This is a genomic window from Pseudomonas sp. B21-028 (assembly GCF_024749045.1).
Taxonomy (GTDB): domain Bacteria; phylum Pseudomonadota; class Gammaproteobacteria; order Pseudomonadales; family Pseudomonadaceae; genus Aquipseudomonas.
Genome location: NZ_CP087184.1, coordinates 6313916 through 6329857 on the forward strand (window position 1 = coordinate 6313916; position 15942 = coordinate 6329857).

Below are 15942 nucleotides of genomic sequence, written 5' to 3' on the forward strand. Positions count from 1 at the left end.
CAGGGATGTGTCATGAAATTTCTTTTCAGGAAGGTGGGCGCCTGGGTGCGTCCAGCCTGGGTCTGGACGTTGCTACTGATCCTTTGCGCAACGCTGTTGGTGTGGTTCCTTGGGCCACTGCTGGCGGTCAATGACTATAAGTTCTGGGCAAGCCCGACGGCACGTTTGCTGACCATCAGTGCATTGTTGCTGGGGTGGGGGCTGGCAATGGTGTTCATCAATGGACGTACTGGCGCCAGCGCGGCGTCCCAGGCAATCGATACCGACAGGCATCACCGTCTTCGCCAGGCAAGCATGGACGATGAACGACGCGAACTGCACTCGCGCTTCAAGCAAGCGTTGCGCATACCTGACGCTTCACCCGCGCACGCCGGCCACAACTTGCGCCTGCACAACGGTTTGCCGTGGTACTTGCTGATAGGCCCGCCAGCCTGCGGCAAGACCAGCCTGCTCGATTGCTCGGGCATTGAATTCTTCATCGACCGGCCTGAACGCAAGCCAACTGACGGTGCATCGGCCACCCGGTATTGCGACTGGTACTTTTCCGAGCAGGCGGTGATGGTCGATACCGCAGGACGCTATCTGAGCCAGGTGGACACCGAAGTCGACGGCAGTGCCTGGAACACCTTGCTCGAACGGCTGCGCAAGCGTCGCCGCAATCGGCCCCTGAGTGGCGTTCTGGTCACTGTACCCATCGAGCTCTTGCGTCGCGGGAGCGAGGATGAGGTCATCACTCTGGCCTGTCACATCCGTGGTCGTTTGCAGGAGATGCAACGGCAACTGCACATGGATGCACCCATTTACCTGGTACTGAGCAAGGCAGACTGCGTGCCGGGCTTCAACGAGTTCTTCGATTCGCTGACTCGCGAGGACAGCGACCAGGTGCTGGGGGCGACGTTCAGTCGGAACCAGCGAGGCACCGACGTGACCGTGTTGCGGGACGAGCTCGAGGCGCTGCTCCATCGGCTCAATAGCCAGGTGATCATGCGCATGCACGAAGAGCGCGATCTCCAGCGCCGCAGTCACATTCTCGACTTCCCTCATCAGTTGGGGCAGATCGGCACCAATCTGTACCTGCTGGTGGAGAAAGCCTTTACCGGGAGCGTTTGCCCGCTGCGTGGGTTCTACCTGACCAGTGCCGCGCCTGGCAGACGCCCACGGTTCATCCAATCACTCCTCAATCGGATCATTTTCCCCGAAGCCGATCTGGCGGGCCTTGATCAACGCGAGCGCAACCGTATCCATTGGGGACAGCGGGCTCTGTACGTGGGAGCGCTGTCAATCCTCGGCCTGCTCGGGCTGTTGTGGGCGAACGGTTTTTCGTCCAACCATGAGCGTCTGGAACACTTGCGCACATTGGCGCAACGCTGGGAGCAAAAGTACTTCGCCCTGCAACTGGATGATAATTGGCTCGCCCTGAGCGAATCCCTCGATACGCGTTTCGCAGCCACGCGGATTTTCCCGCCCGCTGGAGAGGTGCCGCTGCATGAGCGCGTCGGCTTGTATCAGGGCGAACCGAGCGAACCGGCCGTGACTGACGCCTACAGGCGTGAATTGCGAGAGCAATTGCTACCCCGGGTCACGCAGATGCTTGAAGGACATATCCGGGACAATCTGGATAACCGCGAAAACCTGTTCAACAGCTTGCGTGCGTACCTGATGCTGAACCGGCAGGAACGACGCGATGCCCCGTGGCTCAAGGATCGGGTTACTCAAGATTGGTCCTTGCGTTACGCCGGCAACACGGCGCTACCGGACGGCTTGAGTGGTCACTTCGAGCGCTTGCTGCAACAACCGTTCACCCAGCGGCTCGATGACTCTCTAGTGGCTGAGGCCCGAGAAGTCCTGCGCAGCGAATCCATGGCCGCCGTGGTCTATCGCATACTGCGCGAGCAGGCCAGACACCTGCCGCAGTACCGCTTCAGCCAGCATCTGGGGTCGCAGGGGCGGCTGTTGGTCGGCATCGATCATCCGATCCCCGGCTTCTACACACGCCGAGGGTACGAACATTACTTCTCGGTTCAGGGTATGACACTGATCACCGAACTGCTGCGGGACAACTGGGTACTGGGCGAAGGCACAACCCTCAACGGTGGAGACTTGCGACGCCTGATAACCGAGCTCGAACAGCTGTACTTTCGCGACTATGCCGACCAGTGGAGCGAAGCGATTGGGCACGTAGCGTTGCAATCGCTCGGTGGCACCGGCGAAGGGGCCGAACAACTGGCGGGGCTGACATCGGCCCATTCGCCGATCCTGCAGATGCTGGTCCAGGTGCGGGAAAACACCCGGCTCCAGACCGTTGCCGAACGTATCGACGAGGCGATGCCTGGCGTCGGGGATAGCGCCGCAGTGCAACTGGTGGCCACCACCCAAAAAATCTCCGGGAGTCTCGCCGAGAAGTTGCCGGACACCGCGCAGAAATCCCTGCAGCGGCGCTTCGAACCCTTGCACCGTCTGTTGGACCCTGACAATGGCCCTTCTGCCGACCTGACCCAGGCCCTGCGCGCCCTCGATGAAGTGCAATTGCAATTGGCGAGCCTGGCCCGTGCCAGCGTGCCGGAGCAGGCTGCGTTTGAACTGGCCAGGAGTCGCATGAGCGGCAAGCGTGATGCCCTGAGCAACCTGCGTGATGCGTCCACTCGTCAGCCCCGGCCGATCAGCGCATGGTTCAACAAGCTGGCCGACGACAGCTGGCGTCTGGTGCTCAACGATTCATACCGCTTTGTGAACCAGCGTTATCAGAGCGAGCTGTACAGCTTCTACGGCAAGGCAATCAACAAGCGCTATCCGTTCAGCGCCCACAGCGCCAGTGACGTCGCGATCAACGATTTCCGGGAGTTCTTCAAGGACGAAGGTATTGTCGATCGCTTCTTCGAGCGCTACCTGCAACCTTTCGTCAGCGGCTCTGCGGGGCACTACCGCCTTCGCGGCATCGACGGCCAGAGCTTGCCGATATCGCGAGCCTTCCTGGATCAACTGGCGGCCGCGCACACCATCCGCCGGAGTTTCTTCGCCGAAAACCCGGCCGAGCCGCAGGTGCAGTTCAAACTTGAACCGTACACGCTCGACCCTGCAGTGAGTCGTTCCGAGTTCCGTTTCGGCGACAAGGCGCTTGAATACCGTCATGGCCCGATCCTGCCCGTGGCGTTCACCTGGCCGAGCGATGCGCAAGACGGTCGGGCCGCCCTGGTATTGGAAAAATGGGTCGGACGCGGCGTGGGTATCGAGAAAAACACCGGGCCGTGGTCGCTGTTTCGTCTTTTCGACCTGATGGAAACCGAATACCTGACCGGACGCGATGTACGGGTGCTCAAGGCAGACCTGGGCGGTCTGCGGGCCAACTTCCTGTTGATGAGCCAGCGCACGCCGAACCCTTTCGACATGGGCGCACTGCGCACATTCCGCATGCCGGTGCAGCTCTGATGCCCGGCACAGGTACCTGGCGCAGTGCGGCGCGCACCGCCCCCGGCAAACTTCGGCCACGGAACGAGGATGCCTTTCTCGACTGCCCGCAGCAGGGGCTGTGGGCGGTAGCCGACGGGATGGGTGGGTATGGCGGCGGTGATATCGCCAGTCAGTTGATTGTCGCCAACCTGGCCGCGTTGCCGCTGCACTCGGACCTGAGGGAGCGTTCCAAGGCTGTGCGCCAATGCCTGCGCTGGACCAATCGACGACTCAGCCAGGAATTGACCATCACCGCCGAACAGCACCCCGCCATCATCGGCAGCACCGTGGTGGCGCTGCTCTTGGAAGGTGATCGGGGTGCGTGCATCTGGGCAGGCGACAGCCGCTGTTACCTGTGGCGCGATCGACGACTGTATCAACTGTCCAAGGATCACTCGTTGCAACAGCAACTGATCAACAAGCAACAACTGAGCGTCGACGAGGCCAGCGCTCATCCCGCGGCCAAGGCGTTGACTCGTGCGGTGGGCGCCGCGCCTGATCTGGCACTGGAAGTACTGGAGCTGGACGTTAAGCCCGATGACACGTTCTTGCTGTGCAGTGACGGCTTGCATCAGGATCTCAGCGGCCAAACCCTGGGGCATGGGTTGAGCCTGTCCTCGCCACAGATGGCGCTGGACTATCTGTTTGAACAGGTACTGCACGGCTCGGCGCGCGATAACCTGACGGCCGTGGTGATCACAAGGTGACTTCTCCTGAAGCAGCCCCGCCCCCTCAGCCCACGTATGTCGCGTTCGCCGACCCTCCATCCGCCATGCCGTTCGGCCAACGGTGCATCGGCGAAATGCCGGACGTCCTTGCGGGACGCTATCGCCTCGAACACCTGCTCGGTGCCGGCGGCATGGGCGTCGTCTACCGCGCACGAGACCTGCTGCAGGAGCAATACAGCGATCCCGATCCATACATTGCGCTGAAAATGCTCAATGAGGACGTTGACGAGTCCCCCGACGCCAGTGCCCTGCTCTATAGCGAGTTCACCCTGACCCGGCGATTGCATCATCCGAACCTGCTGCGCCCCTACACCTTCGAAGTGGATGCGGCCCAGCGACGGGCGTTCATCACCATGGACCTGATGCGCGGCCTGACCCTGGACAAACTGCTTTGCGAGCGCCCCCTCGGATTGCCCTGGCAGGAATGGCACGCGATTGCCGTGCCCCTGCTCGACGCATTGGCCTACATCCATCGCCGAGGCGTTCTGCACGGCGATGTGAAACCAAGCAACGTAATGCTGAGCGAAGACGGCGTACGTCTGTTCGATTTTGGCTTGGGCCTGGCAACGGAGGGCCCCTTGAAAGACCTGCCCCACCTGAATCGCAATCGCCTCAACGCCTGGACCCCAGGCTATGCCGCGCCTGAACTGTTGGACGGCTCGCCTCTGTCGGCGGGGGCCGATCTCTATGGCGTGGCTTGCGTGTTGTATGAACTGGCGAGCGGGAGGCACCCGTTCCGCCGCCTCCCTTCAACCCAGGCCCGCGATGACGGGCTGGAATGCAAGCTCAAGGCCCCGCCCAACCTGCCCAGGCGCTGTTGGCCGGCGTTGCGAACGGCCCTGGCGCTTGATCCGCGGAGACGCAATATAAGCGCGGCTCAGTTGCGTGATGCCATGGGGAGTGTTTCGTTCTGGTGGTGAGGGGCTTTGGAACGTGTCAGCCAAGCCCAAAAACTTGTGGGAGCGAGCCTGCTCGCGATAACGACCTGTCAGTCAACATCAATGTTGACTGTTCCGGCCTCATCGCGAGCAGGCTCGCTCCCACAGGGGGTCTGCGTTTGGCTCATTGGCCTTTCAGCAGCGCCCTTCCAGAATCGCCGCATAGCCTTCGCGAAAGCTCGGGTAGCGCGGGGTCCAGCCCAGGGCTTTGGCGCGGGCGTTGCTGCAGCGTTTGCTGCCGGCGCGGCGCACGCTGGCGTCTTCGGCCCATTCGGTGACGCCCATGTATTCGCGCAGCCAGCCCACCACCTCGGCCAGTGCGGCGGGGGCGTCGTCGACGCCGATGTAGCAGTCGTCGAGGGGTTTGCCCTGGCGATCCGCTTCCAGCAGAAATGCCAGCAAGCCCGCGGCATCGTCGGCGTGGATGCGGTTGGCGTACAGCGGCGGGTCGACTACTACGCGATAGCCCTGGCGCACTTGGCTCAGCAGCCATTCGCGGCCCGGGCCGTAGATGCCGGTCAAGCGCACGCGGCTGGCCGGGATGCCGCTGTCGAGGGCCAGTTGCTCGGCTTCGAGCATCAGCCGGCCGGAATAGCCGTCAGCCTCGGTGGGCGAGGTTTCATCGATCCACTCCCCCGCCTTCTGCCCGTACACGCTGCTGCTGGACACGAACAGCAGCCGTTTGGGCTGCTGGCCGTGCTGCTTCAGCCAGCCCAACACATGTTGTAACCCTTCTATATAGGCCGCCCGATAGCCCGCTTCGTCGTGCTCGGTGGCAGCGGCGCTGTACACCAGGTAATCCAGCGGCCCGGTCGGCCAAGCGGCTGGGCATTGCGCGCTGAACAAATCCCCCGCCACCCCGATAACCCCCGCCGGCAGGCTCGAAACCGAGCGTCGCAGGCCATGGACCTGCCAATGTTCGGCCAGCAATTGGCTGGCGAGGCGGCCACCGATATCACCACAACCGGCGATCAAAACAGAAGAAACGGACATCAAGCTCTCCTCGGGTAAAGCCGCAGACTAGCGTGCGGAAGAGACGGCCGGCTAGGAATGCAGGAAAAAAAGATACTGTATTACTTTTGTTAACAAGAATTAATTGCAATAATGCACCCCACTTTTGTTCTCGGCCTCACGAGGCCTGGAAGAACATCGACTTTTTTACTTCTCAGGTCCGGCCAGCATGAAACACTCTCTATCCTCCGCTTCGCCAACCAACCGACCTCGCGCCTGGGGCGCCGTGGCAGCGCTGCTGTGCAGCCTGCTGCTGGCTCCGGCCGCCGCGTTCGCCGATGCCACCGCCCCTGCGACCACCAATGAACCCGCCGCGAACACCCAGGCAGACGTGCCGAGAAACCCTGACGGCAGCGTCGATACCTCGGCCCTCACGCCCGAAATGCAAAAGGCGCTGGCTGAATTCGGTGAAGCCATGAACCATCTGGGAGAGGAGCAGAAGGCCGACAACTCCCTGGGCATGGCCCACGACCTGTCCCCATGGGGGATGTACCAGAACGCCGACATCATCGTGAAACTGGTGATGATTGGCCTGGCCATCGCTTCGATCATCACCTGGACCATCTGGATCGCCAAAGGCTTCGAGCTGATGGGCGCCAAGCGTCGCTTGCGCGGTGAGATCGCGGCCCTGAAGAAAGCCGCCACCCTCAAGGAGGCCAGTGCCACGGCGGCGAAGGAAGGCACCCTCGCCAACCTGCTGGTGCACGATGCGCTCGAAGAAATGCGCCTGTCGGCCAACAGCCGCGAGAAGGAAGGCATCAAGGAACGCGTGAGCTTCCGCCTCGAGCGTCTGGTGGCCGCCTGCGGCCGCAACATGAGCAGCGGCACCGGCGTACTCGCCACCATCGGTTCGACGGCGCCGTTCGTGGGCCTGTTCGGCACCGTGTGGGGCATCATGAACAGCTTCATCGGCATCGCCAAAACCCAGACCACCAACCTCGCCGTTGTCGCCCCAGGCATCGCCGAAGCCCTGTTGGCAACCGCCCTCGGGCTGGTGGCGGCCATTCCCGCCGTGGTCATCTACAACGTGTTCGCCCGCTCCATCGCCGGCTACAAGGCCCAGGTGTCCGACGCTTCGGCCGAGGTGCTGCTGCTGGTCAGCCGCGACCTCGACCACCAGCCGTCCGAGCGCAGCTCGCAACCGCACATGGTGAAAGTGGGGTAATCAGCCATGGGCTTGCATTTGAAGGAAGGCGCAGACGACGAGCTGGCCGAGAACCACGAAATCAACGTCACGCCGTTCATCGACGTGATGCTGGTGCTGTTGATCATCTTCATGGTGGCCGCCCCGCTGGCGACCGTGGACATCAAGGTTGACCTTCCGGCGTCGACGGCCAAGCCATCGCCGCGTCCGGAAAAGCCGGTGTTCCTCAGCGTCAAGGCCGACCAGCGCCTGTTCCTGGGGGAAGACGAGGTCAAGGCCGAAACCCTCGGCGCCACCCTCGACGCCAAGACCCAGGGCAAGAAGGACACGACGATCTTCTTCCAGGCCGATAAGGGCGTGGACTACGGCGACCTGATGAGTGTGATGGACGCCCTGCGCGGCGCCGGTTACCTGAAGGTCGGCCTGGTCGGACTCGAGACGGCGCCGAAAAAATGATCAAGACGCGCCAAAAGCTGACGCGTTACAGCGCGAGCCTGGCGGTGGTGCTGGGCGTGCATGCGCTCGCCATTGCGCTGGCGCTGAACTGGACGTCGCGCCCGCCCCTGGAATTGCCGCCCCAGGCCATGATGGTCGAGCTGGCGCCGCTGCCGGCCCCGCCACCGCCGGCGCCGCCGAAAGTCGTCACGCCACCGCGGCCGCCGGAGCCGGTTGAAGAACTGCCGTTGCCGAAGCTCGCCGAAGCGCCGAAGCCGGAAATCTCCGTGCCCAAGCCGGTCAAGCCCAAGCCCAAACCTCAACCACCCAAGCCCAAGCCGGTGGAAGAGAAGAAGCCGGAGCCGCCGAAGGAAGAGCCGTCGGAGAAGAAGCCAAGCGACACCCAGCCGACCCAGGCCCCAAGCGAGAAATCCGCGCAACCGGCCCCTGGCCCGTCGCCGGCGCAAATGGCGGCCAAGGCCAACTGGCAAGGCACGCTGCTGGCGCACCTGGCCAAGTACAAGAAGTACCCGATGCGGGCCCGGCAGATGAACAAGGAAGGCACCAACCGCCTGCGCTTCGTGGTGGATGCCCAAGGTAACGTGCTGTCGTTCAAGTTGGTGGACAGCGCCGGCACCGAGTCCCTGGACAAGGCCACCCTGGACATGATCCGCAACGCCCAGCCGCTGCCCAAGCCACCGGCCGACATGCTCACCAACGGCTCCATCGAAATCGTGGCGCCGTTTGTGTATTCCATCGAGAAGCGGCGGCGCTGACTCAATGTGCAAGCCCCTGTTACAAAGGGGCTGCCTCATTTGTGGCGAGGGGATTCATCCCCGCTGGGCTGCGCAGCGGCCCTGAAACCACACACCTCGGCATACCAGACGGATCGCCTTGGGGCCGCTGCGCAGCCCAGCGGGGATAAATCCCCTCGCCACACGACATTGGACAGTGTCACATCGCGCCCCCAGTCTGATAACGTGCGTCTATCGATTGCAGCCGGTATGCTTGGCTCGCAACTTCACGGACGCTCGCCATGACCCTCACAGAATTACGCTACATCGTGACCCTCGCCCAAGAGCAGCACTTTGGCCATGCGGCCGAGCGTTGCCATGTCAGCCAGCCGACGCTGTCGGTGGGTGTGAAAAAGCTGGAAGATGAACTCGGCGTGCTGATTTTCGAGCGCAGCAAGAGCGCCGTGCGCCTGACGCCGGTGGGCGAAGGCATCGTGGCCCAGGCGCAGAAAGTGCTTGAGCAGGCCCAGGGCATCCGCGAGTTGGCCCAGGCTGGCAAGAACCAGCTGACCGCGCCGTTGAAAGTCGGCGCCATCTATACCGTCGGCCCGTACCTGTTTCCGCACCTGATCCCGCAACTGCACCGGGTCGCCCCGCAGATGCCGTTGTATATCGAAGAAAACTTCACCCACGTGCTGCGGGACAAGCTGCGCAACGGCGAGCTGGACGCGATCATCATCGCCCTGCCCTTCAACGAAGCCGACGTGCTGACCCTGCCGCTCTATGACGAGCCGTTCTACGTGCTGATGCCGGCCCAGCATCCCTGGACCCAGAAAAAGTCCATCGACGCCGGCCTGCTCAACGACAAGAGCCTGCTGCTACTCGGCGAGGGCCACTGTTTCCGTGACCAGGTGCTCGAAGCCTGCCCGACCCTGACCAAGGGCAGCGAAGGCGCCAAGCACACCACGGTGGAATCCAGCTCCCTGGAAACCATCCGTCACATGGTCGCGTCGGGCCTGGGTATTTCGATCCTGCCGCTGTCGGCGGTGGACAGCCATCACTATGCCCCTGGGGTGATCGAAGTCCGCCCGATGACGGCACCCGTGCCGTTCCGCACCGTTGCCATTGCCTGGCGCGCCAGCTTCCCGCGGCCCAAGGCCATCGAGATCCTCGCTGACTCGATCCGCCTGTGTTCCGTGGCCAAGCCGCCTTCGGCCAAGTAAGCCTCGACCATGACTGAGCTGTCCAAGGTACCGGTCACGACCCTCAAGGGTGTCGGTGAAGCCATGGCCGAGAAGCTGGCCAAGGTCGGTCTGGAAAACCTCCAGGACGTGTTGTTCCACCTGCCGCTGCGTTACCAGGACCGCACCCGCGTGGTGCCCATCGGCCATTTGCGCCCTGGACAGGATGCGGTGATCGAAGGCACCGTCAGCGGCGCCGACGTGGTCATGGGCCGCCGCCGTAGCCTGGTGGTGCGCCTGCAGGACGGCACCGGCGGGCTCAGCCTGCGCTTCTATCACTTCAGCAATGCACAGAAGGAAGGCCTCAAGCGGGGCACCCGCGTGCGCTGCTATGGCGAAGCGCGGCCCGGCGCGTCGGGGCTGGAGATCTATCACCCGGAATACCGCGCCATCACCGGCGACGAACCGCCGCCGGTGGACGAAACCCTGACCCCGGTCTATCCGCTCACCGAAGGCCTGACCCAACAGCGCCTGCGCCAGCTCTGCCAGCAGACCCTGACCCTGTTGGGCCCCAGCAGCCTGCCCGACTGGCTGCCCAAGGAGCTGGCCCGGGACTATCAACTGGCACCGCTGGCCGATGCGATCCGTTACCTGCACCATCCGCCGGCCGATGCCGATGTCGAGGAGCTGGCCCTCGGTCATCACTGGGCCCAGCACCGGCTGGCCTTCGAAGAACTGCTGACCCATCAACTGTCGCAACAACGCCTGCGTGAAAGCCTGCGTTCGCTGCGCGCCCCGGCCATGCCCAAGGCCCGGGATTTGCCGGCGCGCTACCTGGCCAACCTGGGCTTCACGCCCACCGGTGCCCAGCAACGGGTCGGCAACGAAATCGCCTACGACCTGAGCCAACCCGAGCCGATGCTGCGGCTGATCCAGGGCGACGTGGGCGCGGGCAAGACCGTGGTCGCCGCCCTCGCCGCGCTCCAGGCCCTGGAAGCTGGTTACCAGGTGGCGCTGATGGCGCCTACCGAGATCCTCGCCGAGCAGCATTTTATTACCTTCCAGCGCTGGCTCGAACCGTTGGGCATCGAAGTCGCCTGGCTGGCCGGCAAGCTCAAGGGCAAGAACCGCACCGCCGCCCTGGCGCAGATCGCCGAAGGCGCGCCGATGGTGGTGGGCACCCATGCGCTGTTCCAGGACGAAGTGCAGTTCAAGAACCTGGCCCTGGTGATCATCGACGAACAGCACCGCTTCGGTGTGCAACAACGCTTGGCCCTGCGCCAGAAAGGCGTGGGCGGGCGCATGTGCCCGCATCAGTTGATCATGACCGCCACGCCGATTCCGCGGACCCTGGCCATGAGCGCCTACGCCGACCTCGACACCTCGATCCTCGACGAACTGCCCCCCGGGCGTACCCCAGTCAACACCGTGCTGGTCACCGACACCCGGCGGGTCGAGGTGATCGAACGGGTGCGCAGCGCCTGCGCCGAGGGGCGGCAGGCCTACTGGGTGTGCACGTTGATCGAGGAATCCGAAGAGCTGACCTGTCAGGCCGCCGAAACCACGTACGAAGACCTCACCGCCGCCCTCGGTGAGTTGAAGGTCGGGTTGATCCACGGCCGCATGAAACCCGTCGAGAAAGCCGCCGTTATGGCCGAATTCAAGGCCGGCGCTCTGCAATTGCTGGTCGCCACCACGGTGATCGAAGTCGGTGTGGACGTGCCCAATGCCAGCCTCATGATCATCGAAAACCCCGAGCGCCTGGGCCTCGCGCAGCTGCACCAGCTACGCGGCCGGGTTGGCCGGGGCAGCGCCGCCAGCCATTGCGTGCTGCTGTATCACCCGCCGCTGTCGCAGATCGGCCGTCAGCGCCTGGGCATCATGCGTGAAACCAATGACGGGTTCGTCATCGCTGAAAAAGACCTCGAATTGCGCGGCCCCGGTGAAATGCTCGGCACGCGCCAGACCGGTCTGCTTCAATTCAAGGTAGCCGACCTGATGCGCGACGCCGACCTGCTCCCTGCGGTACGCGACGCCGCCCAGGCTCTGCTGGAACGCTGGCCCGACCACGTCAGCCCGCTGCTGGACCGCTGGCTGCGCCACGGGCAGCAATACGGCCAAGTGTGAGCACGCTCGCAGTTTCCGGGCGCATCTGCCTCGGCAAGCTGGTTATACTGCTGCACTTGTAGGAAAACGGATACAGACCATGACTGAAGCTGCCCTCGCCCCCGAAATTCCGCACGCTCCGTCAGTGATTCGGCAGTTGCTCGAGAAATTAGGCATCGGCTTTGACGAAGTGATAGAACGACCGAGCCTGAACCCCGCCCGCAAGGTGCAGGCGGTTCTGCTGCACGATGCCGTCGGCGCGCTCATGGTGCTGTTTCCACAAAGCCAGCTCCTGGACCTCAACCGCCTGGCCGAACTCACCGGTCGCAAACTCACGGCGGTACCGACCGAACGCCTGGAGCGCATGCTCGGCAAACACAACCTGAGCCTGCTGCCCGGCCTGCCGGCCTTGACCAGCTCGCCGTGCCTGTATGAAGAAAGCCTGCTGCGCGAGCCGAAGCTGCTGATCCATTCGGGCGAGCCGGGGGTGTTGCTGGAAGTCACCAGCGAGGCCTTCAAGAGCATGCTCACCAAGGCCAGCGCCGCGACGTTCGGCGAGCCCGTGAGCAATATCACTCCCAACCTGGACCGCCCGCACGACGACCGCGCGGAAATCACCCAGGCTGTGCAGGCCTTCACCGCGCGCCGGATCCAGCAACGACTGGAAGAAACCATCGAGATCCCGCCACTGGCGGAAACCGCGCAAAAAATCATCAAGCTGCGGGTCGACCCCGATGCCACCATCGATGACATCACCGGTGTCGTCGAAACCGACCCGGCCCTGGCCGCGCAGGTGGTGAGCTGGGCCGCGTCGCCCTACTACGCCTCGCCGGGCAAGATCCGTTCGGTGGAAGATGCCATCGTCCGGGTGCTGGGTTTCGACCTGGTGATCAACCTGGCGCTGGGCCTGGCGCTGGGCAAGACCCTGAGCCTGCCCAAGGACCACCCGCAACACGCCACGCCGTACTGGCACCAGTCGATCTACACCGCTGCAGTCATCGAAGGCCTGACCCGTGCCATGCCTCGCGCCCAGCGCCCGGAAGGGGGGCTGACGTACCTCTCCGGCCTGCTGCACAATTTCGGCTACTTGCTGCTGGCCCACGTGTTCCCACCGCACTTCTCGTTGATCTGCCGCCACCTGGAGGTCAACCCGCACCTGTGTCACAGCTACGTGGAACAGCACCTGCTAGGCATCAGCCGCGAACAGATCGGCGCCTGGCTGATGCGCTACTGGGACATGCCCGACGAACTGGCCACCGCCCTGCGCTTCCAGCACGACCCGCACTACGACGGCGAATACGCCGCCTACCCGAACCTGGTCTGCCTGGCCGTGCGCCTGCTGCGGGCCCGTAGCGTCGGCTCCGGCCCGGACGAAGAAATCCCCGATGCGCTGCTCGAGCGTGTGGGTTTGACCCGGGAGAAGGCTAACGACGTGGTCAGCAAAGTGCTGGAAGCTGAAGTGTTGTTGCGGGAGTTGGCTTCGCAGTTCCATGGCTGAAGGCCACGCGGGTCACTGCATCACCGAGCCTTTGTGGCGAGGGGATTTATCCCCGCTGGGCTGCGAAGCAGCCCCAAAAGGTTGGATACAGTCAGCCTGGCACACCCCGCATGCAGATTTTTAGGGCCGCTTCGCAGCCCAGCGGGGATAAATCCCCTCGCCACAAAGGCAATCACTAGGCTTTCGTCTTCCTCGGCTTCAGATACCGCATCAACCCCTGGAACCAGATCACCAGCGCCGGGTTGCCCTTGATCTGGATCGCCTTGTCCTGAATCCCGTTCATGAACGCCAGTTGCTTGTTCTTGGCCTGCATCGTGGCGAAGCCGTAGGCGGCGTCCTTGAAGGCGATGGCGAAAGCCGGGGTTGGGTAGGTGCCGGAGTGGCTGGTGATGCGTTGGTTCTTCACGGTGAAATGCCGGGCGACCTTGCCGTCCAGGGTTTGCAGCTGGAACACCAGTTCCTTGTCGCCCAATTGTTGCTGGAACGCCGGGTTGGTCCGACTGGCCTTGCCCATCAGCAAGCCCAGCATCCACAACAGGAAACGAAATTTCATGGGCAACGTCTCGAAGAAAGTTAATGGCTGGCGCAGTTTAGCGATTCTTCGGCCAAACGCCATCATCTGATCGCTTTAATGGGAGATGAATAGGTTTTCCTGCAAGATGACTACCAAGTCACGTCTTACAGATAAACGCCTGGGCTTTCATTTTCGTCAGCCGCTTCAGATATTTCCTTCAAAACGTCGGGCTGTTCATGAACTAGGCAGTGGACCGAGGCACCGATAACCTTTATCCGTCATCGCAAAAAACGGTGACACGGACGTGCAAGTCCGAGTAAAACAGCCACCTCAAAATGCCTCCGTCGATTCAAGGCGCGTTCGTGCCTGTGTTCTATGGCGGCTGTGTTCGGGAGACTCTTGAAGTCTGCCGGGGTTTGGTTGGCTTTACCCGGTCTTGCACACTCGCTCACAGCTGCCACCTTCAATCGCGTGCAAGCGGTCAGTTGCTGGTGGAACGGGCGCTGGATCGTCTGGAAGCGCAGGAGACGGCGGCGCTGGGAGGCAAGGGGTAAGTCAGCCAGCCTTGATGCAAGCCGGGCTTCCGCCATCGCGAGCAGGCTCGCTCCCACAATGGGATCGGGTACAGCCGCAAGAGACAGGTCAGCTATAAGACCGCCGCGCTTTTGCTTTTGCTTTTGCTTTTGCTTTTGATCTTCAGGCCCCGTTAACCACGACGGCCGAACGCAGGCGTTGCGTAGTGGGCATTCCGGCATGGATGCCGGGATAGCCGCGCTGGGCCATGGATGGCCCTTCGCGGCGGGCCCACGGAGCAATGCCGGAGTGAGGGAACACCTCGCCTTGGCGAGGTGCCGAGTGGTGGGGCCAAGCCTTTTTGGTTACTTTTGGCTGGGCCGGCATTCCGGGCGTTTGCCAAAAGTAACCCGCTGTAAAAGCGGAACCATAAGTAGCCGTTACCGCGGCAATGGATATGCACCCGATCAACAAATCCCCGCCAACTGTCAGGCCGCCTTCGCGAGCAAGCCCGCTCCCACAAGGGAATCGGGGATAACGCGGATTTTGCGACCACCACAAAACAACTGCGGGAGCGAGCCCGCTCGCGATGACGGAGGCTCAGTCGACATTGAAGCCAACTGAACCGACGCCATCGCGAGCAGGCTCGCTCCCACAGGGTTTATGCAGTGATCAAATGATCAGCAGCAATCACTCAATCAAACATTCGGGCAAGGAACCGGTGCCCAGTCGCCCAGGTCCGGGTTTTTGCACATGCTGTTGACCTGGGTGTTACCGGCGCTGGCGACTTGCTTGCTTTCATCCTGCTTGGCCTTGGCGGTCTGCAGGGTTTTCTCGGTGGTCACCGCTTCTTTCGGCACGGTTGGCAGTTCTTTCTTCTTCGCCGCGACTATCTTGGTCTTGCTCTTTGTCTTGGTCGAGGTCACGACCGGCGTAGTGTCGGCAGTTGCCACGGTGACCACGTCAGTGCGCTGCACACCTACTTGCTGCAGGTCTTTCTCGTAGGCCTGGGTGTAGTTGTTCAGGTCTTCGGAGGCTTTGCCGTTGACCGCGACGATCAGGTCGTTGGACTCTTTCAGGCCGGCGACGATTTCCGCCAGGCGCTTGCGGCCTTCGGTGTCGTTGACGGTCTTGGCCTTGCGGTCGGCGACCAGTTTGGTGAACGCGCTCTGGTAGCACTGCTGCGAAGCCTTGGCGTAGGCGGTGCTGCGGTCGATGTCGCCCACACGCTTGTTGACGTCAGCGGCGTAGGAGGCGATGCGCTGGTTGTCATCGGCGATCTGCTTCTGGCGCTCGGTGTAGTAACCGGCTGCACCACCGGCCAGGGCGCCGCCCGCGGCACCGATGGCGGCGTTACGGCCACGGTTATCGGAGTCACCGGTCAAGGCACCCAGCAGTGCGCCACCCACCGCGCCGACAGCGGCGCCGGTGATAACCGACTGGGTCATGTTGCCTTCGGTGGCGCGCAGGTGCTGCACCGGCTCGTAGCAGTTAGGGTAGTACTCGACCTTGGTGCTCGACGCGACCTTGGACGTCGGCGACGTCGCGCAACCGGTCAGTACGGTGCTGAAGCCGACGGCGACCATCAGCAAATGACGCTTGGAAACCGAAGCAAAAGGTTTACGGGAGAAAAGCATAGTTGTGTTCTCTTTTAAGTTTTGACCAACCCAGCACGGCCCGACGCCGCATGGGT

General features: G+C 62.8%; 12 protein-coding genes. 9 read left to right on the forward strand and 3 right to left on the reverse strand.

Annotation, left to right across the window (positions count from 1 at the left end; genetic code table 11):
* Positions 1–12 precede the first annotated feature (12 nt).
* The 3 genes from tssM to LOY35_RS27650 all read left to right on the forward strand — a co-directional run bounded on the left by tssM (position 13) and on the right by LOY35_RS27650 (position 5095).
* Positions 13–3426: a type VI secretion system membrane subunit TssM gene (tssM, locus tag LOY35_RS27640; protein WP_258629290.1), complete on the forward strand. Its 3414-nt coding sequence runs from the start codon at positions 13–15 to the stop codon at positions 3424–3426.
* Complete coding sequence (locus LOY35_RS27645) at positions 3426–4154, forward strand: PP2C family serine/threonine-protein phosphatase (protein ID WP_258629291.1); 729 nt, start codon at positions 3426–3428, stop codon at positions 4152–4154. The genes tssM and LOY35_RS27645 overlap by 1 nt, the downstream gene beginning before the upstream one ends.
* Positions 4155–4219: 65 nt before the next feature.
* A complete protein-coding gene (locus tag LOY35_RS27650) occupies positions 4220–5095 on the forward strand; it encodes a serine/threonine-protein kinase (RefSeq protein ID WP_408981269.1) in 876 nt (291 codons plus the stop codon).
* Between the two features lie 153 nt (positions 5096–5248).
* Here LOY35_RS27650 and LOY35_RS27655 read toward each other — a convergent pair whose 3' ends face one another.
* A complete protein-coding gene (locus tag LOY35_RS27655; RefSeq protein WP_258629292.1) occupies positions 5249–6106 on the reverse strand; it encodes an SDR family oxidoreductase in 858 nt (285 codons plus the stop codon).
* 187 nt (positions 6107–6293) lie between these two features.
* Here LOY35_RS27655 and exbB point away from each other — a divergent pair, with 187 nt between their 5' ends.
* From exbB to LOY35_RS27685, 6 genes are all read left to right on the forward strand, one after another.
* Complete coding sequence (gene exbB, locus LOY35_RS27660; RefSeq protein ID WP_258629293.1) at positions 6294–7289, forward strand: tonB-system energizer ExbB; 996 nt, start codon at positions 6294–6296, stop codon at positions 7287–7289.
* 6 nt (positions 7290–7295) lie between these two features.
* A complete protein-coding gene (gene exbD, locus LOY35_RS27665; RefSeq protein WP_258629295.1) occupies positions 7296–7724 on the forward strand; it encodes a TonB system transport protein ExbD in 429 nt (142 codons plus the stop codon).
* Positions 7721–8479 (forward strand): energy transducer TonB, encoded by a 759-nt coding sequence (locus LOY35_RS27670; protein WP_258629296.1) that lies wholly within the window; start codon positions 7721–7723, stop codon positions 8477–8479. The genes exbD and LOY35_RS27670 overlap by 4 nt, the downstream gene beginning before the upstream one ends.
* Before the next feature lie 260 nt (positions 8480–8739).
* A complete protein-coding gene (locus tag LOY35_RS27675) occupies positions 8740–9660 on the forward strand; it encodes a hydrogen peroxide-inducible genes activator (RefSeq protein ID WP_258629298.1) in 921 nt (306 codons plus the stop codon).
* A 9-nt stretch (positions 9661–9669) separates the two neighbouring features.
* Entirely contained in the window at positions 9670–11745 is a 2076-nt protein-coding gene (recG, locus tag LOY35_RS27680) for an ATP-dependent DNA helicase RecG (RefSeq protein WP_258629300.1), read from the forward strand.
* A 79-nt stretch (positions 11746–11824) separates the two neighbouring features.
* Entirely contained in the window at positions 11825–13222 is a 1398-nt protein-coding gene (locus tag LOY35_RS27685) for an aminoacyl-tRNA deacylase and HDOD domain-containing protein (protein WP_258629302.1), read from the forward strand.
* Positions 13223–13397: 175 nt separating this feature from the next.
* Here LOY35_RS27685 and LOY35_RS27690 read toward each other — a convergent pair whose 3' ends face one another.
* Positions 13398–13775, reverse strand: a complete 378-nt coding sequence (locus LOY35_RS27690; protein ID WP_258629303.1) for a helicase — start codon at positions 13773–13775, stop codon at positions 13398–13400.
* 1172 nt (positions 13776–14947) lie between these two features.
* Positions 14948–15886, reverse strand: coding sequence for a type VI secretion system-associated lipoprotein TagQ (gene tagQ / locus LOY35_RS27695; RefSeq protein ID WP_258629305.1), 939 nt, complete (start codon positions 15884–15886; stop codon positions 14948–14950).
* Positions 15887–15942 lie beyond the last annotated feature (56 nt).

Excerpts from the sequence above, each read along its gene's own strand:
- LOY35_RS27645 (WP_258629291.1), top strand. The coding sequence starts at position 3,426 with ATGCCCGGCACAGGTACCTGGCGCAGTGCGGCGCGCACCGCCCCCGGC.
- exbD (WP_258629295.1), top strand. The coding sequence starts at position 7,296 with ATGGGCTTGCATTTGAAGGAAGGCGCAGACGACGAGCTGGCCGAGAAC.
- recG (WP_258629300.1), top strand. The coding sequence starts at position 9,670 with ATGACTGAGCTGTCCAAGGTACCGGTCACGACCCTCAAGGGTGTCGGT.
- LOY35_RS27650 (WP_408981269.1), top strand. The coding sequence starts at position 4,220 with ATGCCGTTCGGCCAACGGTGCATCGGCGAAATGCCGGACGTCCTTGCG.
- LOY35_RS27690 (WP_258629303.1), bottom strand. The coding sequence starts at position 13,775 with ATGAAATTTCGTTTCCTGTTGTGGATGCTGGGCTTGCTGATGGGCAAG.
- exbB (WP_258629293.1), top strand. The coding sequence starts at position 6,294 with ATGAAACACTCTCTATCCTCCGCTTCGCCAACCAACCGACCTCGCGCC.
- tssM (WP_258629290.1), top strand. The coding sequence starts at position 13 with ATGAAATTTCTTTTCAGGAAGGTGGGCGCCTGGGTGCGTCCAGCCTGG.
- LOY35_RS27685 (WP_258629302.1), top strand. The coding sequence starts at position 11,825 with ATGACTGAAGCTGCCCTCGCCCCCGAAATTCCGCACGCTCCGTCAGTG.
- LOY35_RS27670 (WP_258629296.1), top strand. The coding sequence starts at position 7,721 with ATGATCAAGACGCGCCAAAAGCTGACGCGTTACAGCGCGAGCCTGGCG.
- LOY35_RS27675 (WP_258629298.1), top strand. The coding sequence starts at position 8,740 with ATGACCCTCACAGAATTACGCTACATCGTGACCCTCGCCCAAGAGCAG.
- LOY35_RS27655 (WP_258629292.1), bottom strand. The coding sequence starts at position 6,106 with ATGTCCGTTTCTTCTGTTTTGATCGCCGGTTGTGGTGATATCGGTGGC.
- tagQ (WP_258629305.1), bottom strand. The coding sequence starts at position 15,886 with ATGCTTTTCTCCCGTAAACCTTTTGCTTCGGTTTCCAAGCGTCATTTG.